Below are 23,063 nucleotides of genomic sequence, written 5' to 3' on the forward strand. Positions count from 1 at the left end.
GAGCGCCCGCGGCGAGGGTCGAGCCGGCATGCGACGGGGGCTGTGTACATCGCGATTAGTCGCGGTTCGTCGCGCGCCTCCGGCACGACCCACCGCCTCCAAGGCGCCCTGAGCCCTCCGAGCGGAGCGAGGACCATGAACGCAATGATCGATCTGAACGCGGATCTCGGCGAGGGCTTCGGGGTCTGGAGGCTCGGCGACGATCTCGCCCTGCTCGATGTCGTGACGAGCGCGAACGTGGCGTGTGGATTCCACGCGGGCGACCCGCTCATCATCAGGAGGACCTGCGCCGCCGCCGTGGACCGGGGGGTGACCATCGGGGCCCAGGTCTCCTACCGGGACCTCGCCGGCTTCGGCCGCAGGGAGATGGAGGTCGACCCCGAGGAGCTCTGCGCCGAGGTGCTCTATCAGATCTCGGCCGTCGACGGGATCGCCAGGGCCATGGGCGGCATGGTGTCCTACGTCAAGCCGCACGGAGCCCTCTACAACCGGGCCTGCAGGGACGTCGAGCAGGCGCAGGCCGTGGCCGCCGCCGTGTCCGACTACATCCCCTCGGCCGGCCGGCCTCTGCCGGTCCTCACGCTGCCCGGCTCGGTGCTGCACGGGGTCGCCGCCGGGTACGGCGTGCCCACCGTGAGCGAGTCCTTCGCCGACCGGGCCTACACCCCGTCGGGCACGCTCGTGCCGCGGAGCGAGCCCGGCGCCGTCCTGCACGACCCGGACGAGGTGGCCGCCCGCGCGGTCCGGATGGCCCGTGAGGGGACGGTGACCGCCGTCGACGGCACCGAGGTCCGGATCGACGCCCGGTCCGTCTGCGTCCACGGGGACACCCCCGGCGCCGTGGCGCTCGCCGAGGCCGTGCGCAAGGCCCTGACGGGGGCGGGCGTCACGATCGAGGCCTTCGCGTGACGATCCGGCGGGCGGGCGAGCACGCCCTGCTGGTCGAGACGGGCTCGACGGCCGTCGCGCACCGCCTGGACGCGCTCCTGCGAGCCGACCGCCCCGAGCACGTGGAGGACATCGTGCCCGGCCAGGAGACCGTGCTGGTCGTCGCGCCGGACGCCGACCAGGAGCGTCTGGAGTCGCGGCTGGCCGGCCTGCTCGCATCGGCGGAGGCCGCCGGCTCTCAGGAGGCGGGGACGCCGGTCGGGACCGTCGAGATCCCCGTGGTCTACGACGGCGCCGATCTCGAGTCCGTGGCCGCGCTGACCGGCCTCGGCGTCGACGAGGTGATCGCGCTGCACGCGGGATCGGAGTTCGTCGTGGGGTGGCTCGGCTTCGCCCCGGGGTTCGCCTACCTCCTGGGGCTCGATCCACGGCTGCACGTGCCGCGTCTCGACGCGCCGCGCACGTCGGTCCCGCCTGGTTCGGTGGCGATCGCCGGCCCCTACTCCGCCGTCTACCCCTCGGCGTCCCCCGGTGGGTGGCGGCTGCTCGGCCGTACGGACCTGCGGGTCTGGGACGTGGCCGCCGATCCCCCGGCGAAGTTGCCGCCGGGGACGCGGGTCCGGTTCGTTCCATGATCGAGATCGTGTCGCCGGGGCCGTACGCCACCGTCCAGGACCTCGGCCGGCCCGGATACGCCCATCTCGGCGTGCCGCGCTCCGGAGCGGCGGACGCCCCCAGCCTGTGCCTGGCCAACCGGCTGGTGGGAAACCCCGAGTCCGCGGCGGGGATCGAGCTGACCTTCGGGGGCGCGGTGCTGCGCTTCGGGGACAGCGCGTGGATCGCCCTGACCGGGGCTCCCTGCCCGGTGGAGGCGGACAGGCGGCCCGCGGGCATGTGCGCGCCCGTCTGGGTCCCCCAGGGCGTCACGCTCCGCGTCGGCGCACCACGCGAGGGCCTGCGGACGTACGTCGCCGTGCGGGGCGGGATCGCCGTCGAGCCGGTGCTGGACAGCCGGTCGACGGACTCGCTGTCCGGGCTCGGCCCGCCGGCGTTGCGCGCGGGGACGGTCCTTCCCGTCGGCGACGCCGAGCAGCAGACCGCGATCAGGGTGGACTCCGCCGTCCAGAGCCCGTTCTCCTCGTGCCCTTCAGTACGGCTCGTCCTCGGGCCGAGGGCCGACTGGTTCGCGACGGACGCGGCCGGTGCGCTGGCTGCAGGCCCGTACGAGGTCGCGACCGAGACCAACCGCGTGGGCGTGAGGCTGCGGGGGACCACCCTGGAGCGGGCCCGCGAAGGCGAGATCCCCAGCGAAGGGATGCCTCTGGGGGCCGTCCAGGTTCCCCCGGACGGCCGGCCCATCGTGTTCCTCGCCGACCATCCGACGACGGGCGGTTACCCGGTGATCGGCGTGGTGGCGGCGCGCGACGTCCCCGTGGTCGCGCAGCTGCGCCCCGGCGACCGGCTGTGGTTCCGGCCGGTGCCGGGCCGCGGCGTCAGGACGTGAATCCGATGTCGGCGAACTTGAGGTCGTAGAACCCGTTCGCCCCGATGTTGGCCAAAGTGGACCGCACGGCCACGCTCTGCGGCGTCTGGTAGAGCGGGAGGACGTTGATCTCCTGCCAGACCAGTGCGTCGGCCGTGTTGACGGACTCCTCGGCCTCCGCCGGGTCGAGCACGCTGCCCGCCCGGTACATCGCCTGGTCGATCTCGTGGCTGCCGGTTCGGCCCAGGTTGGAGTACCACTTCATGTCGTCTCCCTTGGCCGCCTCGCCGTTGGCGTACACGTCGAAGGCGTTGGAGATCGGGTACGGCGTGGCCGGATACGAGAAGGCCGTGAGGTCGAAGTTGCCCGGGATCAGGTACTTGGTGAAGAAGTCGTTGAACGGCACCGTCTGGATGGTGACGCCGACCCCGATGCGCCGGAGCATGAGCCGCGTGACCGTGGCCTCCGTGTCGCTCATGCCGACTCCCGCCGGAACCACGAAACGCAGGTTCAGCGGTGTGCCGTTCTTGGCCCTCGTCTTGCCGGAGAGCCTCCAGCCCGCCTCGTCGAGCAGTTGCCCGGCCCGCTGCGGGTTGTAGACGCCGAGGTCGCCCGCGTTGCCGCGATACCCCTGCTGGCTGTTGGCCAGGAAGTGGTTGTCGAGCGTGACGGCCGGCCAGCCGAGCCCCTTCAGGTCGAGTTGCATCAGGGCGCGGCGGTCGAGCGCCATCGCCATGGCCCGGCGGACCTTGATGTCGGACAACGTCGGGCTCTCGCCGTTGAAAGTGAACTGCCGGAAGTCGGTGCCCGCCGCCTGCCGTACGACGGCGTCCCAGGCGCCTCTCGCCCGCGAGTACTCGTCGGGAGAGGGGCCGACGTCGAAGACGTCCACCTCTCCCTTGGTGAAGGCGCGGACCATGTCGGTCTTGACGCCCTTGAAGACGATCTTGTCGAGCTTGGCCTTGTCGCCCCACCAGTTGTCATCGCGGTCGAGCGTGATCGTCTTGTTCTTCGCGTCGAACGACGACAACCTGAACGGCCCGGCCGTGACGGGGATCTTGTTGACCCAGTCGGAGTTGAACGCCTCCGGAGTCGCGTTGGACGAGCTCGGATACAGGGGTGAGAACAGCGACTGCCACTCGTTGAACGGCTGCGTCAGCGTGACCACCACCTCGTGGTCGCTCGTCCCCCGTGTCACGCTCTGGATGTTCTCGTAGGCGATCGTGGAGTCGACGCGGTAGGCCTTGTTCTGCCCGTTCATCGCCTTCCACTGCGCCGCGTAGTCGGCCCAGGTGATCGGCTTGCCGTCCGACCACTTGGCCTTCGGGTTCAGCGAGTAGGTGATGACCTGGTGGGGCGTGGTCGCGGTGACCCGGGCGTTGGTGACGTAGTCGAGGTCGAGGGAGACCTGCCCCCTCTCGTCCGACCGGAAGGGCGTCGGCATCAGGGCGCCCATGACCGTGTCGACACTGGCGGTGTCGCCGTCTATGTGGTTCTGGTTCCACTGGACAGGGAAGTCGCCGAGCCCCCATTTCAGGGTGCCCCCGTCCTTCACCTTTTCTCGCGGCATGGGGTTGATGTCGATCGCCTTGACGGGAGACGGAGCGAGGCTGCTTCCACGCCACCCCGGGAGGTTGTCGCCCCCGCAGGCGCTGACGGATCCCAGAGCGATCAGTGCGGCGGCCAGGGCGGCCGGCCATCGTGCTCTCAACGTGCTCTCCGATTCCTCCAGCTACTTATCGCACTTGATTAGTAGCAGAAAGTAATCACTCCGGGCATCTGGACGCGCGAGCACGGAAAACATGGAAGGTCAGGAACGCTTCAGCGGGTCAGGACAATTCGTCGACCGCGCTGCGGACGTCCTCGCTGGTGATCGTCGTGAGCTCGGCGGCGTTGGCGGTCCCCAGGGCCGCCAACCGCACGTCGCGCCGCAGCGCGGCCTTCTCGTACAGCGAGCGGGCGAAGCGGCCGTTGCCGAGGCCGTCGATGAGTCCCTCGCGGCAGACCCAGTCGAAGACGTCCGCGAGGTCGCGGGCCGCCGCGTCGTCGAAGCGGTCTCCGCTTTTGGACGCCGTCAGCGCGGCGATCTCGGCCAGTTCCGCGGGGGCGTACGACGGGAACGACACCCGCTGGTCGAACCGGGAGGCCAGGCCGGGGTTGGTCGCGAGGAAGGCGTCCATCTCCCGCCGGTACCCGGCCAGGACGATGACGACGCGGTCGCGGTCGTCCTCGGCTCGTTTCAGCAACGTCTGCACGGCCTCCGCGCCGAAGGCGTCGCCCCCGGAGTAGCCCGCGTTGACCAGGCCGTACGCCTCGTCGATGAAGAGCACTCCGCCGAGCGCCCGGTCGACGAGCTCGTTGGTCTTTATGGCGGTGGCCCCGAGGTGCTGGCCGACCAGGTCGGCGCGGGACGCCTCGACCACGTCGGGCCGGGCGAGCAGGCCCAGGGCGGAGAAGATCCGGCCGAGGATCCGGGCGACGGTCGTCTTGCCCGTGCCCGGCGGGCCGACGAAGACGAAGTGCCGCATCTGCGACTGGACGGGCAGTCCCTGCTCCTGGCGCATCCGCGCCACCTTCAGCTGGGCCGCTATCGCGTGGACCTGCTGCTTGACCGGCTCGAGGCCGGCCATGCGGTCGAGGTCGGCGAGGGCGTCCTCGAGTGTCGGAGTGGCCTGGTAGCCGCGGAAGCGCGCGGTGATCTCGTTGAACGCCCTGGTGACGTCGGCGGCGACGATGGTGACGAGGTCCTCGCCGCGCGGCGCGCCGCCGGCGCTGACGACCCGCACGTCACGGGCCTGCGCGGCGGCCTCGGTCAGGCTGCGCGCGAACCTGGCGTTGCCCAGCTCGTCGACGAGCCCGCGGCGGTGGACGTCCTCGTAGAGGCGGCGGAACACCGGCCTGGCGTCGTCGGCGAGGGCGTCGCCACGCCTGGCCTGCAGCGATTCGGTGATCTCCAGCAGCTCGGCCGGCGTGTAGCTCGGGAAGCGGACCCTGCTGGCGAACCGGCTGGACAGACCGGGGTTGGACGCGAGGAAGCCGTTCATCTCCTTCTCGTAGCCCGCCAGGATGACGATCAGCCGGTCGCGGTCGTCCTCGGCCCGCTTGAGCAGGGTCTGCACCGCCTCCGAGCCGAACCGGTCCGGCTGCCCGTCTCCGGAGTTGATCAGGCTGTACGCCTCGTCGACGAACAGGACGCCGCCGAGCGCCCGGTCGATGAGCTCGTTGGTCTTGATCGCCGTGGCGCCCAGGTACTCGCCCACGAGGTCGGCCCGCTGGGCCTCCACGACGAACGGGGTCTCCAGCAGCCCGAAGGCGTAGAAGATCTTGGCCACCGTGCGGGCGACGCTCGTCTTGCCCGTGCCCGGCGGCCCGACGAAGACGAAGTGCCGCATGGGCGCCTCGTTGGCGTAGCCCGCCTCCTTGCGGAGCCTGGCCGCTTCGATGGAGGCCGCGATCGCCCGCACCTGCTCCTTGACCGGCTCCAGGCCGATCATGGCCTCCAGCTCGCCGAGCGCCTGCTCGACCGTGATGGGCGGCGGCGCGCCCTTGTCGCCGGAGGGGGCCTGGTGGCCGCCCAGCCTGATGCGCTGCTGGGCAGCCGGAGTCTCGCCCTCCGTCCCGTCCTGCTCGTAGTCGGACCGCACCCCGCGGGCCAGGACGAACCGGAAGACGAGGACGGCGGCGGCCACGCCGTACGCGCTCCACACGGACGCGGCGGGCGACAGCCACGACACCGCGAACGCGGCGACGCCGGCCGGGGCGAGGGCCATGAGCGTGGTGACCCACGGCGTCACCCAGCGGATCAGGTGCGCGGCCGCGGCGACGGGGACGGCGAGGAACAACAACAGGGACGGCGCGAACGACTGCGTGCCGAACACGCCCAGGAACGGCCACAGCAGCAGCCCCCAGGCGGCCATGACGAGCGCGGTGGCCGCGGCCCTCGGATAGCTGAGCGTGAGCGCGACGAAGGCCAGCACCACCACGGTGCACACGAACGTCGTGCTGAGCGGCCAACTCAGCGCCGCGGCCAGGCCCATGACAGCGATCAGCAGCCCGACGAACACGACGCGTCTGGCGAACGGCGAAAGGCGGAAATAGCGAACGCGGACCTGTTCGAACACATCCCGTGCCGTGGTCCGTCTTAAGATCCCCGCGGACCGTGCCCTTTCGGAGTCTCGCATCGACGCCTCCCCGGTTCGCCCCCGGTTATACCGCACGGGGCGGCGCAATGGGTGGACCTAACGGGTGCGAGCCTGGTGGCGGCCGGGGTACTCCCGCATGAGGACGTGTCTCGGGGTGACGCGCAGGACGTCGTCGTCGGGCACGGCGACGCCTCTGACCTCCGCCCAGAAGCGCGGATCGCCGACGTACAGCACGACCCGGGGGTCGCGCTCCACGGCGTCCCACGCCTCGTCCCCTGTGATCAGCCGGAACTCCCCCGACGCGCTGACCGAGGTGACCGCGCTCACCGCGAGCGCGCGCGGCCCTCCGGGCTCGGTGTAGGCCAGCACCACGCTCCGGGAGAAGGTCGCGGCGTGCCGCACGTCGTCGCTCAGGCTCGTCGAGGGGCTGACGTCGCCGGGCATCGGCGCGGACCGCGCGTCCGACATGACGAGGGAGGAGCGCAGGGGTCCGGGGCCGCCGCGCCACCACGCCCGTGCGGCCCGCGCGGCGAACGCGACGGCCACGACCGCCAGGGCGCCCGCCGCGCCCAGCAGCGCCGCCCGGGTGACGGCGGACGTCCCCGCACCCGCGGGCACTCCTTCCGTCTCCGGCCCGGCGAGGATCGCGGCGGTCCCGCCGGCGACCCCCGCCACGACGAGTCCGGCGGAGGCCACGAGCAGTGCCACCAGCGCGATCGCGAGCCACCGGTCGCCCCGCAGGATCACCCGCAGAGGAAGCCCTCCCGAGCCCGCGCGCGCGACCCTCGCCCTGCCGTACAGGAGGGCGACCGGAACGGCCAGCGCGGCGACGGCCGCGAACGGCTCGCCGGTGACGGGGGGCAGCAGGGCGGCGATCGCGACCAGCCACCACGCGCGGCCCACAACGAGCCAGAGCGTCACGTCGATGTCGCGCAGTGCGGTCCTGTCGTCCCCGGCGGCGGCGAACTGCCTCAGCGCGGGGACGAGCCTGCCCCGCCACGTCTCCACGATCAGGCGTGCCAGCGCGACGGCCAGGCCGTTGAACAGCACCAGGCCGAACGCGCCCGCCCACACGCCGTCCTCCGGCCGTGTCAGCGCCCCCGCGGTCGTGCCGGGAAGCGTCGGGTCGGAGAGCGTCGTGTCGGGAAGCGTCGCGACACCCGCCACGTAGGCCGCGACGACGAGGAGGCCGACGGACACCGACATGCTGAGCCACAGGTCGCGTCTCATCATCGGGACCACGTACGGCCAGGCCCGCACGCGGCCGGCCTGCCTGATGGTGATCGCCAGCACCGCGGCGAGCACCGCCGCTCCCCCGATCTGCGCCTCCCTGCGCAGGTCGAACCCGAGGCCGGCGACCGACGCCGCCGTCAGCGCCAGCGCGAGCAGCACCCGGATCTGCCGCGACCACATCACGATGGCGTGCCTCGCGCGGCCCGTGTCGCGCGGGTCGGCCTCCCAGGCGGGGTCGTGGTGACCACGCGGCCGTTCCCAGCGCAGGAGCGTGAGGCCGAGGTTGATCCGCGCCACCCGATGGTCCCGCGACCGGCTCAGCGCGGCCTCGTACGCCCTGGCCGCCCTGTCGTGCTCTCCCCGGAGCAGGGCCAGATCCCCGGTGAGGACGTGCGGATCCGCCTCCTCCGGAGCGAACCGGACGGCCGTGCGCGCCTGGGCCCACGCCTGGCGCCACTGCCCGGACCCGCGGCGCAGGGCTCCGCCGAGCCGCAGCCGTGCGGCCCACGACCCGGGCACGAGCCGAACCGCCTCGCGCGCCGCCTCGACCGCCTCCGCGTCCCTGCCGAGACGTTCGAGCGCGAGGCTCGCCAGGCGATGCCCCCACTCGCCGTACGGGTCACGGTCGACCGCCTGGCGAGCCGCGTCCAGCGCCGACTCCTGCTGGCCGCGCGACAGTCTCGCCACCGCGACCGCGCACCAGGCCCGAGGGTCGGTGTGGTCGTGCGGGGGCGGAACCGGGGATGTGTCCCATTGATCGATCTCGCTCCCCACGACCGCATGATCCGTTGCGGGTCGCGGCTTGCCTAGACAGCGGATATATACCTATAGCTCTCTAGAGAGACTTAGGGGGTATGACCCGATATCGGGGGGAGCTCACCGGAAGCGGCTGAGGAAGTCGCATGTGATGGCCTAAGCTGCCACGCATGTTCCAGCACCCCGAGGAGCCGTGATCCGCCTATGATCATGGTCGGGGTTGAGGCCGAGTCCGGCGCTGTCCGCGCTGGAGGCGTCGTGCATGAACACCGGGCGAACCGGTGGTGGATCCTTGTGCTGCTCTGCTTCAGCCTGCTCCTGATCGCCGTCGACGCCACCGTCCTGCACATCGCGGTGCCGGCGCTGACCGCCGCGCTCGAGCCGTCCTCGATCCAGCTGCTCTGGATCATCGACATCTACTCGCTCGTGGTCGCGCCGTTGCTGGTCACCTTCGGCACACTGGGAGACCGGTACGGCAGGCGGCGCTTCGTGCTCGCCGGCTACGTGGTCTTCGGGATCGCCTCGCTCGCCTCGGCGTTCGCCTGGAGCCCGCAGGCGTTGATCGTCTCGCGCGCCCTCCTCGGCGTCGGCGGCGCGATGATCATGCCGGCCACCCTCTCGATCATCCGGCAGGTGTTCACCGACCGCAGGGAACGCGCGATCGCGCTCGGCGTCTGGAGCGCGGTGGCGGCGGCCGGGGCGGCCGTCGGGCCGCTGATCGGCGGCGCGCTGGTCGAGCATCTGTGGTGGGGGGCGGTCTTCCTGATCAACGTCCCCCTGCTCGTCGTCGCGCTGCCGCTGGCGGTTCGGCTCCTGCCCCCGTCGGAGCACCGCTCCGGCCATTCGTGGGACGCGCTGAGCGCCGTCCTGTCGACGCTCGGCATCCTGTCGGTCGCGTTCGGGCTGAAGGAGGCCGGCTACGGCCACACGATCGGCCGTGGCCCGTCGGCGGCCGTGTTCCTCCTCGGCGTCGTCCTGCTGATCTGGTTCGTCCGGCGTCAGCGCCGCCTGGCGTTCCCACTGCTCGACGTCGGGCTCTTCAGGCAGCGCGGGTTCTCGACCGGCGTGGCCTGCGTGCTGTTCGCGATCTTCGCGCTGGTGGGGCTGGAGCTGATGCTCGCGCAGTACCTCCAGCTCGTGCTGGGCCTGACTCCGCTGGCCGCCGCGGTCCGCATGTTGCCCCTGATGGTGGCCGCCATCGCCGGAGGGCTCGCCGCGGCTCATGTGCTCCAGCGGATCGGCCTGCGCGCGACGACGAGCGGAGGGCTCGCACTCACCGCCCTGTCCCTCGTCCCCGTCCTGACCTGGGGCGTGGAGCAGCACCCGGTCATGCTCACGCTCTGCTTCATAGGGATCGGCTTCGGAGTCGAGGTGGCGCTGCTCGCGGCCTCGGACACGATCATGGCGTCCGCCCCGGAGTCGCGCGCCGGAGGAGCGGCGGCGATCGAGGAGACGGCCTACGAACTGGGGGCGGGGCTCGGCATCGCGGTGCTCGGGACGATCACCGCGATCGTCTACGCGCCCTCGCTCGCGGCCGTCCCCGGCGTGCCCGAGCCCCTGATGGCCGAGGCACGCGAATCACTCGCCTCGGCCGCCCACGTGGCCGCCGAGACGGGGAGCACAGCGGGGCCGGAGTTGCTCGGCGCGGCCCGGGTCGCCTTCGTCACCGCCCTGCACTCCACGGTCGTCGTCAGCGTCGCCCTGCTCTGCCTGACCGCGCTCGCCGTCGCCGTGCTGATCCCCCGGCCCGACCCGTCGGCCCCCGAGGACGACGAACGCCTCTCCGCCTGACGATCACGCATGAGGGCGGGGGTTACGGGGAGAGTGTCTGGGCAAGCCCCTCCGATCCCCCCAGAATGAGGAGCCGTGAAGAAAACCCTCCAAGATCTCGCGTCGCTAGCGGCCCGGATGGGCGTCGGCGGAATCTTCTTCGCCAACGGCTGGCACAAGCTGGAAGCCGGCCTCGACGCGACGGGCGTGCAGTTCGCCGCGCTCGGAGCTCCCGCGCCCGACCTGTGGGCCGCGGCCACGATGCTCATCGAACTGGTGGGCGGCGCCCTGCTCATCGCGGGCCTGGCCGTGCCGGCCATCGGGCTCCTGCTGTTCGCCGAGGCCCTCGCCGTATTCGTCATCGCGGCCGGGGACACGGGGCTGCCGCTCACCGGCGGGAGCATCGAGCTGATGGTCGCACTGGGAGCCGCGTCCGTGCTGCTCGCGGTGGTCGGCGCGGGCCGCATCTCGGTCGACCACATGGTCGTGATCAAACGGCGTGAGGCCGAGGAGGCCGACGACTTCGCCACCGACGCCGAGGCCGACGCCGTGATCGCCGCGCTGCGCGAGCCCCGGCCCGGCGACACCCGGCCAGGCGAAGGCCCGGCCGGGACCGCGGGCGCCTCGCCGTCCGCGGGGAAGGCTGCGGCGCCCTCCGCGGGTAAGGGCGCGGCCGCCAAGGGCGCGACCTCCGGCACCTCGCCGGCCGGCGAGCCCGCGGGAGGCACGGGGGCCGGGGAACCGAAGAAGGCCGAGGACGCCGTGGTGAACGACACCGTGCCGAAGCCGAGGCTCCGCCGTCCCAAGCGGCCGGACGAGACGACCGAGAGCCGCAGCGAGGCGCCGCCGTCCAAGCAGGGCGACACACTGGTCGCCGGCCGGCGGGTCGGCAGGCAGGACTGACCGGCCCAGGCCGCTAGTCGGCGGCCACCGCGGCGACCGGGCGCCTGGACCTGCGAAGGGGGACGAGGCCCTGAATCACCGCGATCCCCGCGAGGACGACGAGGGCGCCGACAGGCTGGTGCCAGGTAAGCCGCTCATCGAGGATCGTGACGCCGGAGACGGTGGCGAACACCGGCAGGAGATACGTCACCGTCGAGGTGGTCGTGACGCCCGCGATTCGCTGGACGCGATAGAGGAGCAGGTAGGCGATTCCGGTGCCGAGCGCGCCGAGGGCGAGCAGGCTGGCCCAGACCTCCCCCGGCACGTCCAGGTCGACCAGCGGCACTCCGGCGAGCGGCGTGATGACGGCCAACTGGACGGTGCCCGCCAGGAGCTGGGAGGTCGCGAGCACGAGCGGCTCCTCCCCCCGTGGTGTGATGAACCGGCCCATGTAGGCCCCGCCGACGCCGTAGCAGGCGGCGGCCGCGAAGCAGGCGAGGCTGCCGGTCAGCTCGCCGCCGGAGACGGGCTCCCAGACCCCCAGGACCACCATCACGCCGGCGAAGCCGACGCCGAGGCCGGTGATCTTGGCGGCGGTCGCCCGCTCGCTGCGGAGCAGCAGGGCGAACACGAGCGTGCACAGCGGCGTCGTGGCGTTCCAGATGGAGGCGACCACCGAGGACACGTGCTGCTCGCCGTACCCGAAGAGGGTGAACGGCAGGGTGGTGAGCACGACCGAGCCGAGGGCGAAGTGACCCCACAGCCGGAGATCCGTCGGAAGGCGCCGCCCACTGGCGAACAGCGCGACCAGCAGGGTAACCGAGGCGATCACCATCCGGCCGAAAGAGATCTGGAGCGGATGGAGGCTGCCGACGGCGACTTTGATGAAGAAGAAGCTGTTGCCCCAGATGGCGGCCAGCAGGATGAAGGAGGGAGCCCACCGGCGCATGTATGCAGTCCTCCGCTCGGGAACGATCTCGTGCCGGTAAGGAGCGTAATGCCCAATGACACCTTAGTTCGAGCGTTTTCGGACTATGTGTTGGGATAGGAGAATGTCGAGCGCATCGGGACCCTTGCCGATCATCAACGTGAGCTCCCTCGTCGGCCCCGGCTCACCCGAGGAGCGCGCGGAGGTCGCCCGTCAGATCGAGGCGGCCTGCCGGGACAGCGGGTTCTTCTACATCAGCGGGCACGGAGTCCCGCCGGAACTCGTGGCCGCGCTGGACGGCGCCGCCCGGCGCTTCTTCGCGCTCCCCCTCGAGCGCAAGATGGAGATCTCCATGAATAGGGGAGGCCGGGCCTGGCGCGGCTTCTTCCCCGTCGGCGGCGAGCTCACCTCCGGGCGTCCCGACCTCAAGGAGGGCGTCTACTTCGGCGCCGAGGCGCTCGACGACCGGCAGCGGCCGCTGTACGGCCGCAACCTCTTCCCCGCCGAGGTGCCGGAGTTGCGGGACGCGGTGCTGCGCTACCTCGACATGCTCACCGACGTGGGCCAGGCGGTCATGCGCGGGATCGCCCTGAGCCTCGGGCTCGACGAGGACTACTTCTCCTCCGGCTACACCGCGGCGCCGACCGTGCTGTTCCGGATCTTCCACTACCCGCCGTCGCCGCGGGGCTCCGACGACTGGGGGGTGGGCGAGCACACCGACTACGGGCTGCTGACGCTGCTGCTCCAGGACGGCAACGGCGGCCTCCAGGTCCACACCTCCCGGGGCTGGGTCGAGGCTCCGCCCGTTCCCGGCACGTTCGTCTGCAACATCGGCGACATGCTCGACCGGCTGACCGGCGGCCACTACCGGTCGACTCCGCACCGCGTGCGCAACGTCAGCGGCCGGGACCGCCTGTCGTTCCCGTTCTTCTTCGACCCCGGGTGGGACTGCGAGGTGCCGCCGCTGCCCTCGCTCCCCCTGCGCAACGGCGGCCGCCCCCGATGGGACGGCCAGGACCTGCGCGCCTTCACCGGCACGTACGGCGACTACCTGCTCGGCAAGGTCGCGAAGGTCTTCCCTCAGCTGCGCGACGAGGTTCTCGATCAGCCGTGATGTAAGTGGTGCAATCTTGTAATCAAGAAAGCTCCACAATATCGGCATGCGCCTGCCCACCTGGTTCAGCGAAAGGGTGGAGCCCACCTCCCCCGAGAACGAGCTCCGCGTCTCGACGATCGAGCTCTTCTTCGACCTCGTCTTCGTCTTCACGGTCACGCAGCTGACCACGCTGGTCGTCGGCGACTTCACGGAACGGGCGCCCGGCGCGCACCACTTCGCCGGGCAGGGCGTCGTCCAGACGCTGCTCATCTTCGGCGTGCTGTGGTGGATGTACGCCGGCTACGCCTGGCTGACGAACGCCGTCCCGCCGGAGCGGCCGGCGCGACGGGTGCTGATCCTCTGCGGCATGGCCGGATTCCTGATCATGGCCCTGGCGATCCCGAGCGCCTTCGACGGCGGCGGACTGTCGTTCGCGATCGGCTACCTCGTCATCGTGCTGGTCCACGGCGGCCTCTACCTGCAGGCGTCCAGCAGCGTGTTCCGGCTGCTGCCGTTCAACCTCGGGGCGACCGCGCTCATCTTCGCCGCCGCGTTCGTGAACGCGCCGTGGAGCTACGTGCTGTGGGCCGCCGCGCTCGTCCTGGTGTGGACCAGCCCCTACTTCATCGGCCAGCGCGGCTTCGCCCTCCACCCGGCGCACATCGTCGAGCGGCACGGGCTGCTCGTCATCATCGTGCTGGGCGAGTCGATCGTCGCCATCGGCATCGGCGCAAGCGGCGCCCACCCGTCGGCGGGGCTGATCGTCTCCGCGTTGCTCGGGCTGGCGCTCACGACCGCACTGTGGTGGGTGTACTTCGGCGGGGACGAGGAGGCCCCCGTCCGGGCGCTGCTCCGCCTGGAGGTCGTGAGCCGCACCCGGCACATCCTCGGGGCCTACTTCTACGCCCACATCCCTTTGCTGCTGGGCATCGTGGCCACGGCCGCCGGGATCAAGAAGGCCATCGGGCACGACCATCTCGACCTCGGGCCGGCCGTGGCCCTGGCGGCGGGCGTGGCCCTGTTCATGATCGGCGACGTGTGGTTCCGCCGCCATCTCGGGCTCGGCCGCGGGGCGGCCCGGCCGCTCGCCGCGCTGCTGGCCGCGGCGAGCTTCCCCATCGGGCTGTGGTCGTCGGCCGCGCACCTCGGAGCGCTGGTCGCGCTCCTCGTCGTGACGCTGTCGGCCGAGCGCGCCCTCTAGATCCGACGCGAGCCCTCTGAGGCGTGTCCCGTGGATCGTCGATGGCGGTGATTCGGGGGAAACAGCTCAAGGCATTGAGAGGGGCAGTCCGAAGGGCGCGAAGTGCTCGGAGCCGAGGAATGATGTGATCTCGGCGATGTGGTCGTCGCGCAGAGTCAGCACGTTGATCGACCAGGCGTGGTGAACGCTGCTGAGGCTTTCCCCCAGATAGCACGCGATGGCCGGCTGGCCGTTCGCGCTGGTGAGGCGGTGACGCCAGCTGGGACAGCGGGTCAACGGGACCTCGACGGCGAAGTCGGCGACGGCCGCGAGGCCGCGGTACCAGTGCGGCAGCGGCGGCATCGACCAGGTGACGTCCTCGGTCAGCAGCGCGACCAGGGCGTCGGCGTCGCCTCGTTCCAGCGCCGTGGCGAACCTGGTGACGATCTCCTGCACCCGGGCGTCGCCCATCTGGCGCAGCGCCCGCTGCTGAGCGGGACCGGGAACCTTCTCCGCGACGATCTTGCGGGCTCGGGCCAGGGCGGAGTTCACCGAGGTGGCCGAGGTGTCCATCATGGTGGCGATCTCGGACGAGGAGAAACCCAGGACATCGAACAGCAGCAGCGCCGCCCGCTGGTTGCCCGGCAGGTGTTGCAGGGCGGCGACGAAGGCGAGCTCGACGGCCTCCCGCTGCTCGTAGTGCGCGGCCGGCGTGGCGGGACCGTCACCGAGGCCGACGTCGGGGTAGGGGCCCAGCCAGGCGACGTCGGTCAGTGGTGTCGAGTCGAGTACGGCGCGCTCACTGGACGGACCGAGGTCGACGGGCATCGCACGCTTGGCACGGGTGCCGACGATGTCCAGGCAGATGCGGGTTGCCACGACGTACAACCACGAGCGCAGTGAGCTGCGTCCCTCGAAACGCGCGAGCCCTCGCCACGCCCGCAGCAGCGCGTCCTGCAGCGCGTCGTCGGCGTCATGGGTGGAGCCGAGCATGCGATAGCAGTGCGCGTGCAGCTCCCGCCGCAACGGCTGGACCAGGCGGGTGAACGCCGCGTCGTCTCCCGCACGCGCCCGGGACAGGTCGGCGTGCTCGGCGGCCCTCACCTCGGAGCCCGCGGACGGTCCGGAAAAGACTTCACCCACGAGCGACGATTCTGCCGTGCGGCGGGAGTCACCACTACGACTGACCGCCGTCACACGCGCGGCCGAGGTCATGAACCACGACAGGAGTCCACGACATGCCCAAGACGCGAGCGACGTCAGATCTCCGGCGCCGGACCGAGACATGGTCTCTCATCCATACCGAGCGCGCCGCCCTGGCGGCCGACCTCATGAACCTGACCGACGAGGGATGGGCGACACCGTCGCTGTGTACCGGGCTGACGGTACGCGAAGTGCTCGCCCACCTGACCGCCGGGGCCGGCCTGACCCCGGTGCGCTGGCTGGCGGGCGTGATCCGCTGCCGATTCGACTTCGACAGGCAGGTGGCCATGAGGCTGGCCGAGCAGCTCGGCTCGACCGAGGCCGAGACGCTCGAGAGATTCCGCGGCGTCATCACCAGCACCACCAAACCGCCCCTCCCGACTCTGGCGATGCTCGGCGAGACGATCGTGCACGCGGAAGACATTCGGCGCCCGCTGGACATCCACCGTGACTACCCGATCGACACATTGACGCGAGTAGCCGAGTACTACCAGGGCTCCGACCTCGTCGTCCTCGCCAAGGGGCGAATCGGCGGCCTACGACTCGTCGCCACCGACGGTCCGTTCACCACCGGAACCGGGCCACTCGTGTCCGGTCCCACTGTGGCCCTGATCATGGCGATGACCGGACGGACGGCGTACTGCGACGAATTGCAAGGAGACGGCGTCGCCACCCTCCGCCACCGCTGATCTCCGCACTCGGTCTTCCCGGTGGCCGGATCGGCCCGGGCGGTGGCCGCCGATCACGGCTCAGGACGGCAGGCCACCCCGCGCGATCACCTCGCGGTACCAGCGGGCGCTGTCCCTGGGAGTGCGCTCCAGGGTGTCGTAGTCGACCCGGACCAGGCCGAACCTCATGTCGTAACCCCGGGCCCACTCGAAGTTGTCGAGCAGCGACCACACGAAGTAGCCGCGCACGTCCGCCCCCTTGCCGATGGCGGCGTGCACGGCGCGCAGGTGCCCGTCGAGGTAGGCGGTCCGGCCCGGGTCGGCCACGCCGTCCGGCACGGCCACGCCGTTCTCCGTGATCATCAGCGGGACGTCCGGGTACTCCTGCGAGAGCCGTACGAGCAGGTCCTCGAGCCCGGACGGGATGACCTCCCAGCCCATCTCGGTGAGCTCTCCGTGGGGCGTCGCCCACGCGATCCCCTGAGTGCCCGGATGCTCCAGGGAGCCCTCGGCCTCGGGGTCGGCCACCACCCGGTTGACCGTGTAGTAGTTCACCCCGAGCACGTCGATCGGCTCGGCGATGGTCGCCAGGTCGTCCAGGTTCACCTCGGTGTAGCGGGACAGGTGCTCCAGGACGTCGTCCGGGTAGGCGCCGCGCAGCACCGGGTCGAGGAAGATCCGGTTCGCGAGGCCGTCGACGAGGCGGGCCGGCTCCGGGTCGCCGAGGATGGGCGTCAGGTTCAGGGTCAGCGAGATCGACTCGGCCCCCGCCGCGCGGAGCGCCTGGACGCCGAGGCCGTGCGCCAGCATGAGGTGGTGCGCGGCGGTGAAGGCCGCGGCGGGGTCGGCCACACCCGGCGCGTGCCGGCCCGAGCCGTGGCCCACGAAGGCGGAGACCCACGGCTCGTTCAGCGTGGTCCACGTCCGGACGCGGTCGCCCAGCAGGTCGTGGACGCGTGTGGCGTAGTCGGCGAACCGGTACGCCGTGTCCCGGTCGGTCCAGCCGCCCTTGTCCTGCAGGCTCTGGGGCAGGTCCCAGTGGTAGAGGGTGGCCACCGGCGCGATGCCCTTGTCGAGCAGCGCGTCCACGAGCCGGTCGTAGAAGCCGAGGTCGGCCAGGCGCGGCCAGGCGACGGAGAAGCGGTAGGCCCCCAGTCCGAGCCACGACATCGTCTCGACGTCTTCGAGGTACCAGTGGTAGTGGTCGCACGCCACGTCGCCGGTGTGCCCGTCGCGGACCTTGCCGGGCGTGTGGGAGAAGGTGTCCCAGATCGAGGGGACGCGGCCGTCGGCGTGGACGGCGCCCTCGATCTGGTAGGAGGCGGTGGCCGCCCCCCAGAGGAAGCCTTCAGGAAATATCGTCATTGAGTGCTCTCACGTATGGTCAGGCGGGGTTCGAGAAGGGTCGACTGCGGTACGGGATGGTCGTCCAGTTTGGCCATGAGCAGTCTGACGGCCTGTCGGCCGACGTCTTCGGCGGGGACCAGCACTGAGGTCAGCGCCGGGCTGGCGCGCTCGGCGACGTCGTCCGGGCAGATCGCCACGACGGACACGTCCTCGGGCACCCTCTTGCCGAGGACTCGCAGCGCCCCCAGCACGTGCCCGACCGCGGCCTCGTTGTGCACCACCAGGCCGGACACGCCGGGGTGCTCGTCCATCAGGTCGCGTACGGCCGAGCAGACCTCGTCGAAGGACTCCTCGCAGGGCCGGGTGACCGCGCGCACGCCGTGCCTGCCCGCCGCTTCCACGAAGCCGGCCAGGGTGCGCTCGGCGAAGCCGGTGCCGCGCTCGTAGACCACGCTCGGCGCCCCGAGCAGGGCGATCTCCCGATGGCCGAGCCCGGCGAGGTGGTCGGCGCACAGCGCCCCGGCCCGGGCGAAGTCCAGGTCGACGCAGGTCAGCCCTTCCCTGTCCGCGGGGAAGCCGATCAGCACGCTCGGCTCGCCGAGATGGCGCAGCAGCGGCACGCGCGGATCGTGCATCTCCACGTCCATCAGCAGCATGCCGTCGACCAGCGCGCTGGCCGCGACCCTGCGCAGCCCGTCAGGACCTTCGTCGGCCGTCATCAGCAGGACGTCGTGGTCGTACTGCCGCGCGGTGGTCACGACCGAGGTCGCGAACTGCATCAGCACCGGCAGGTTCATGCCCGCCCGCAACGGCAGCACGAGCGCGATCACCTTGGCGCGCTTGCTGGCGAGGGCGCGGGCTCCGGCGTTCGGGTGGTATCCGAGCGCCCGGACGCTGTCGAGCACCCGCTGCCGGGTGGTCGCCGAGATGGCCCGCTTGCCGCTCAGCACGTACGACACCGTGCTGACCGCGACTCCGGCGTGCTTGGCCACGTCGGCGATGGTCGCCGTTCTGGGAGAGCTCACGGGCGGAACTCCAGCGCGCTCACCGCGAGCCCCTCGTTCTCGAACACCACATAAAGATCGCGCACTCCGGCGGCTCCCGCCAGAGGGGTTCCGAGCCCGGCGAAGTCGTGCCTGCTCGGCGTGGGCGGCACAGTGACCGCTCCTATCACGTCGCCGAAGAGGGGGTCGTCGAGACGCAGCGTCAGGATTCCGCCCTGTGCGCCGCCGGCGGCGAGCGCGCAGCCGGACGGCGCGCCGGTGAGGTCGGCGTCGCGGAACACGATCCACGCCCCAGGCTCGGCGGACCGGACGGCGTCGCCGGCCTCCGGGGAGGCGTCGCACAGCACGACCCCGTCGTACTCGTCGTGGTCGGCGGCCTCGATCGGGCGTCCGACGACCTCGCGCGGGGGGATCCGCTCCCCCTTCACGGTCAGCGGCGCGCTGAGCTCGACGTCTCGCGACGAACGGCCCACCAGCACCTGGTGCGGCGCGTCCTCCACGACGAACCTGCCACGCGTCACGTCCCAGAACGCGAGGTCGGCCACCGGGACTTCCACCGAGACCGTACGGCTCTCGCCCGGCTCGAGCCGCAGCTTGCGGAAGCCCCTCAGCTGCCGAAGGGGCTGCTTGACGCGGGAGCGCCGCTGGTGGGTGTAGACCTGCACGACCTCCTCCCCCGCGCTTCCGCCCGTGTTGGTGACGCTCACGCGGACGGTCAGCGTGTCGCCCGGACCGACCTCGGCGGCGGACAGGACCAGGTCGGAGTACGCGAAGCGGGCGTAGCTGAGACCGTGGCCGAACGGGTAGAGCGGGGTGCCGAGGAAGTAGAGGTAGGTGGAGTCCGTCCCGATGATGTCGTAGTCCAGCAGGTCGGGAAGGTCCGCGGCCGAGCGGTACCAGGTCTGGGTGAGCCTGCCCCCGGGGTCCTCGTCGCCGAAGAGAACGTCGGCGAGCGCGTTGCCGTACTCCTGGCCGCCGTGAGACGACCAGACGATGGCAGGAACGTGCTCGTCGGCCCACGTGACCGCGAAGGGGTAGCCGCTGGAGACGACGAGGACGGTCGAGGGGTTGGCCGCGTGGACCGCCCTGACCAGGGACTCCTGCTGCCGCGGCAGGCGGAGGTCGGTCCGGTCCTCGGTCTCGCGGCCGTTGACGAGGGGGTGGTCGCCGACGACGACCACCGCCACGTCGGCCGCCGCGGCCGCCTCCGCCGCACGCGCGCGGCCGCTCTCGATCAGTTCGACCGTGAGCACGGCCGCCGTCTCGGGGTCCTCGGCGACGGTGGCGACGCCGTCCGAGAGCGTGACGTAGTGACCTGTGGAGATGTTCCGCAGGACCATCCCGCCGGGCCGCTCCTCCATCCGGAAGGTCTGACGCACCTCCCAGCCGTTCGGCCCCGGCTGGTCGTTGACGAGGACGCCGTCGTCGCCCGCCGACACGTGCTGCCCGTTGGCCGCCGCCCGGAAGGCGTACGCTCCGCCGCCCCAGTCGAACACGTCGAACGCCGACCTGTCCGGCCCGACGCTCAGCGGGCCGCCCGCCGGGTCGTCGGTCGCCTGGAGGTACCCACCGTCGGCGCGCAGCGCGACCCGGTCGACGCCCTCGCAGTGCACGGTCCTGCACCGCCCGCCGAGGGCCCCGCGCGCCGTCACCTGGTAGGGCAGCGTGCCGCTGTACCAGTCCTCCAGCAAAACGTCGGAGAGCGGTCCGATCACCGCGACCGTCTTCGGCGCGCTGAGAGGCAGGATGCCGTCGTTCTTCAGCAGGGTGATCGACTGCCGGGCCGCCTCCCGCGCGAGCGCGCGATGCTCGGGGCCGTTGACGACGTCCTGAGTGATCCCGTCGTACGGCGTGGCGGGGTCGAACTCGCCCAGGCGGACCCGGATGGCGAGCACGCGCCCCGCCGCGGCGTCGACGTCGCGCTCGCTCAGCAGTCCGCGCTCCAGCGCGGCCTTGAGGTGACCGAGTGTCGCCGCCGTGTTCGCGTCGTCCTGGGTGAAGCTGTCCAGGCCCGCCCGGACGGCGTGCGCGTACGCCTCGGGGAGGTCCTCGTGGTAGCGCTGCAGGCAGGCGAGGTTCGCGGGCGCGTGGGCGTCGCTGACGACCAGGACGTCGTCGTCCGTCCAGGCCCGCACCTGCGTGCCGATGAGCGGCGACAGGTGGGCGGGGCGTCCGTTGACCAGGTTGTACGACGGCATGACGGCGACCGCCGCCCCCGACTCGATCGCGGGCCTGAAGGCCTTGAGCTCGTATTCGTGCAGGACACGGGGCGGAACGCTGCTCGACGTCACCTGTCGGTCGGTCTCGTTGTTGTAGGCGAGGAAGTGCTTGAGGGTGGGGGCCGTCTTCAACACCTCGTGGTCGCCGCGCAGGCCGCGGGCGTAGGCCGTGCCCATCACCCCGGTCAGCCAGGGGTCCTCGGCGTAGCCCTCCTCGTTGCGGCCCCAGCGCGGATCCCTGAGGGGGTTCACCACGGGCGCCCAGACGTTGCGTCCCGCCCCGCCGGGATCCTTGTGGTGGAAGGCCAGCACCTCGTCGGCCGTGGCCGCCCCCACCTGCTCGACCAGGCCGGGGTTCCACGTGCTCGCCAGCCCCACGGCCTGCGGGAACACGGTCGCCGGGCCGAGCCACGCCAGGCCGTGCAGCGCCTCTGTGCCGGTGCGGAACGCCCTGAGTCCGAGCCGGTCGACCGGAGCCTGGTACTGGTGCAGCAGGCCGAGCTTCTCCTCAAGGGTGAGCCGGCCGAGCAGGTCGTCCACCCGCTCCCGGACGGGCAGCGCGGCGTCCCTGAACAAGCAGGCGTCACGGGCCTCGTCGTCGGCCGCCGGACCGGAGGCGGTGACCGGTTCGTTCATGAGGATCCGACCTTCCTGTCGAAGCGCTTCGACGACCTGGCGGAAAAACGCGCCCTGAGGCGCGACTGTGCATTCGACCGGCCGTGTTCGGTTCGCTGAAGCGCCATCGGAGTCGAAGCGCTTCGAAAAGGATTCTCTGAGTTTCCGATGTGTTAATTCCGGACTTATCCGGAAGACTGCCCCTTTGTTGGCTTCCGGTCAAGACCCAAGACGGTCACCCGCACGCCCGTACACCCAGGGTCGCCCGTACGGGTCGGGCACCCTAGACGCGCCCTGCGGCGAACGGGGTGCCCGGGTTCCTCCCGATCAGGGCCGCGGCGGGAGGCGCCCGGAGTCGACCGAGTCGAGCACGCGGGCCGCGGCGCCCAGGGCCGCAGCACGATGACCGAGCGTGGAGACGACCAGCCGGCAGCCGCCCGCGCCGGGGGCGAGCGAGCGGCGGAGCATCTCGTCCTCCGCGGGTCCGAGCAGCCACGGCCCGAGAGGGACGTAGTAACCGCCGAGGACGACGACCTCGGGGTTGAGCAGGTTGGCCGCGATCGCCACGCCCTTGCCGAGTCCCCTGCCGACGGTCTCCAGCAGCGCCAGCACCTCCGGGTCGTTCCGCTTCGCCCGGCGGACGACCTCGTCGACCTCCGCCGCCAGTTCGGCCGGCGGGGCGCCGGGCGCGGTGCGGGCGAGGATGGCGCCGATGCCGGCGACCGCCTCCAGGCAGCCGCGGCGGCCGCAGCGGCACTCGGGCCCGCCGGGGTCGACCTCGACATGACCGATCTCGCCGCTGTAGCCGTGTCCGCCGCGCCGCAGCCTGCCGTCCATGACGACGCCCGCGCCGACCCCGACCTCTCCGGTGACGTACACGAGGTCGCCGACGTCGCCGTGCGGACCGAAGCGGCACTCGGCCAGGGCGGCGAGGTTGGCGTCGTTGTCCACCAGCACGGGGAAGCCGGGATCACGGAGGGCCTTCATGAGGTCGCCGCCGAGGTCGGCGTCGCGCCAGCCCAGGTTGGGCGCGATGCGGACCGTGCCGTTCACGTCGACCAGGCCGGGGACCGCCACGGTCAGGCCGAGCACCTGCCGGGCCTCCCTCGTCATCCGGCTCACCGCGCGCTTGGCGATGGCGGCCACCGCGGCCACCGCCTGTCCGGCGCTCGACGTCCCCCCGGGGAAGGCGCGCCGCCAGTTCAGCAGTTGCTCGCCCTTGAGGTCGACCGCGACGGCCGTGATGTAGTCGACGTTGACCTCGATGCCGATCGCGGCGTACGGCGAGCCGTCCAGCACGAGCATCGTGGCCGGGCGGCCGACCCGGTTCTCGGTCAGCCCGGTCTCGCGCAGCAGCCTGCGGTCGATCAGGTCGGCCACCAGACTGGACACGGTCGCCTTGTTGAGACCGGTCGACGCCGCGATGTCCGCACGCGAGCAGGGCGCGCCCTCCCGCACGAACCGCAACACGACCGCCAGGTTGGTCGCCCGGACGTCGGTGAAGTCGGCAGGCTGAGGCCCGTTGTGCGATGTGATCAAAAGTCAGCCCCGTTCGTGCTCCGGCTCATCATGCCGCATGGGCGGGCGGCCCGGCATGCCACACACCTTCCTGCGGGCACGGCGTTCCCATTTTGTTTGACCTCAATACT

Annotated in this window: 17 protein-coding genes; 8 read left to right on the plus strand and 9 right to left on the minus strand. The window is 71.6% G+C overall.

The annotated features are described in order from the left end of the window. Positions 1-144 precede the first annotated feature (144 nt). From Pph01_RS21580 to Pph01_RS21590, 3 genes are read left to right on the plus strand one after another with little or no spacing between them, the layout of a single operon-like run. Positions 145-909, plus strand: coding sequence for a LamB/YcsF family protein (locus Pph01_RS21580; RefSeq protein WP_239116899.1), 765 nt, complete (start codon positions 145-147; stop codon positions 907-909). Further along, positions 906-1,523 carry a 5-oxoprolinase subunit B family protein gene (locus Pph01_RS21585; RefSeq protein ID WP_204074941.1) on the plus strand — a complete coding sequence of 206 codons (618 nt, stop codon included), beginning with the start codon at positions 906-908 and terminating at the stop codon, positions 1,521-1,523. Before Pph01_RS21580 ends, Pph01_RS21585 begins: the two co-directional genes overlap by 4 nt. Continuing rightward, positions 1,520-2,392: a 5-oxoprolinase subunit C family protein gene (locus Pph01_RS21590; RefSeq protein WP_204074942.1), complete on the plus strand. Its 873-nt coding sequence runs from the start codon at positions 1,520-1,522 to the stop codon at positions 2,390-2,392. Before Pph01_RS21585 ends, Pph01_RS21590 begins: the two co-directional genes overlap by 4 nt. On the opposite strand, the gene Pph01_RS21595 is transcribed toward Pph01_RS21590, so the two are convergent. The 3 genes from Pph01_RS21595 to Pph01_RS21605 form a co-directional block, all read right to left on the minus strand. Beyond that, positions 2,382-4,082 (minus strand): ABC transporter family substrate-binding protein, encoded by a 1,701-nt coding sequence (locus Pph01_RS21595; protein WP_204074943.1) that lies wholly within the window; start codon positions 4,080-4,082, stop codon positions 2,382-2,384. The genes Pph01_RS21590 and Pph01_RS21595 overlap by 11 nt on opposite strands. A gap of 118 nt (positions 4,083-4,200) precedes the next feature. Further along, entirely contained in the window at positions 4,201-6,552 is a 2,352-nt protein-coding gene (locus tag Pph01_RS21600) for an AAA family ATPase (RefSeq protein ID WP_204074944.1), read from the minus strand. A 57-nt stretch (positions 6,553-6,609) separates the two neighbouring features. Continuing rightward, on the minus strand, positions 6,610-8,520 hold the full coding sequence (locus Pph01_RS21605; protein WP_204074945.1) for a tetratricopeptide repeat protein: 1,911 nt from the start codon (positions 8,518-8,520) through the stop codon (positions 6,610-6,612). A gap of 240 nt (positions 8,521-8,760) precedes the next feature. Here Pph01_RS21605 and Pph01_RS21610 point away from each other — a divergent pair, with 240 nt between their 5' ends. Next, positions 8,761-10,293 carry an MFS transporter gene (locus tag Pph01_RS21610; RefSeq protein WP_239116900.1) on the plus strand — a complete coding sequence of 511 codons (1,533 nt, stop codon included), beginning with the start codon at positions 8,761-8,763 and terminating at the stop codon, positions 10,291-10,293. Between the two features lie 75 nt (positions 10,294-10,368). Further along, on the plus strand, positions 10,369-11,175 hold the full coding sequence (locus Pph01_RS21615; protein ID WP_204074947.1) for a DoxX family protein: 807 nt from the start codon (positions 10,369-10,371) through the stop codon (positions 11,173-11,175). 13 nt (positions 11,176-11,188) lie between these two features. On the opposite strand, the gene Pph01_RS21620 is transcribed toward Pph01_RS21615, so the two are convergent. Beyond that, the gene (locus Pph01_RS21620) at positions 11,189-12,103 is read right to left on the minus strand and encodes a DMT family transporter (protein WP_204074948.1); all 915 of its coding nucleotides are present in this window, start codon (positions 12,101-12,103) and stop codon (positions 11,189-11,191) included. Positions 12,104-12,206: 103 nt separating this feature from the next. Between Pph01_RS21620 and Pph01_RS21625 the strand changes: the two genes are divergently transcribed. Together Pph01_RS21625 and Pph01_RS21630 are read left to right on the plus strand one after the other, a co-directional pair. Beyond that, entirely contained in the window at positions 12,207-13,196 is a 990-nt protein-coding gene (locus tag Pph01_RS21625) for an isopenicillin N synthase family dioxygenase (RefSeq protein WP_275412856.1), read from the plus strand. 46 nt (positions 13,197-13,242) lie between these two features. Further along, positions 13,243-14,379, plus strand: a complete 1,137-nt coding sequence (locus Pph01_RS21630) for a low temperature requirement protein A (protein WP_204074950.1) — start codon at positions 13,243-13,245, stop codon at positions 14,377-14,379. A 66-nt stretch (positions 14,380-14,445) separates the two neighbouring features. Here the strand turns inward: Pph01_RS21630 and Pph01_RS21635 are convergent, their stop codons facing one another. Continuing rightward, positions 14,446-15,501 (minus strand): sigma-70 family RNA polymerase sigma factor, encoded by a 1,056-nt coding sequence (locus Pph01_RS21635; protein ID WP_239116901.1) that lies wholly within the window; start codon positions 15,499-15,501, stop codon positions 14,446-14,448. Between the two features lie 95 nt (positions 15,502-15,596). On the opposite strand from Pph01_RS21635, the gene Pph01_RS21640 reads away from it, so the two are divergent. Further along, the gene (locus tag Pph01_RS21640; protein ID WP_204074952.1) at positions 15,597-16,250 is read left to right on the plus strand and encodes a maleylpyruvate isomerase family mycothiol-dependent enzyme; all 654 of its coding nucleotides are present in this window, start codon (positions 15,597-15,599) and stop codon (positions 16,248-16,250) included. A gap of 60 nt (positions 16,251-16,310) precedes the next feature. Here Pph01_RS21640 and Pph01_RS21645 read toward each other — a convergent pair whose 3' ends face one another. The 4 genes from Pph01_RS21645 to Pph01_RS21660 all read right to left on the minus strand — a co-directional run bounded on the left by Pph01_RS21645 (position 16,311) and on the right by Pph01_RS21660 (position 22,953). Continuing rightward, positions 16,311-17,594, minus strand: a complete 1,284-nt coding sequence (locus Pph01_RS21645; RefSeq protein ID WP_204074953.1) for a GH1 family beta-glucosidase — start codon at positions 17,592-17,594, stop codon at positions 16,311-16,313. Continuing rightward, positions 17,591-18,601 (minus strand): LacI family DNA-binding transcriptional regulator, encoded by a 1,011-nt coding sequence (locus tag Pph01_RS21650; protein ID WP_204074954.1) that lies wholly within the window; start codon positions 18,599-18,601, stop codon positions 17,591-17,593. The genes Pph01_RS21645 and Pph01_RS21650 overlap by 4 nt, the downstream gene beginning before the upstream one ends. Then, positions 18,598-21,435, minus strand: a complete 2,838-nt coding sequence (locus Pph01_RS21655; RefSeq protein ID WP_204074955.1) for a glycoside hydrolase family 3 protein — start codon at positions 21,433-21,435, stop codon at positions 18,598-18,600. The genes Pph01_RS21650 and Pph01_RS21655 overlap by 4 nt, the downstream gene beginning before the upstream one ends. 306 nt (positions 21,436-21,741) lie before the next feature. Further along, complete coding sequence (locus Pph01_RS21660) at positions 21,742-22,953, minus strand: ROK family transcriptional regulator (protein WP_204074956.1); 1,212 nt, start codon at positions 22,951-22,953, stop codon at positions 21,742-21,744. Positions 22,954-23,063: the final 110 nt, after the last annotated feature.

The organism is Planotetraspora phitsanulokensis (assembly GCF_016863295.1).
GTDB classification, from domain to species: Bacteria; Actinomycetota; Actinomycetes; order Streptosporangiales; family Streptosporangiaceae; genus Planotetraspora; species Planotetraspora phitsanulokensis.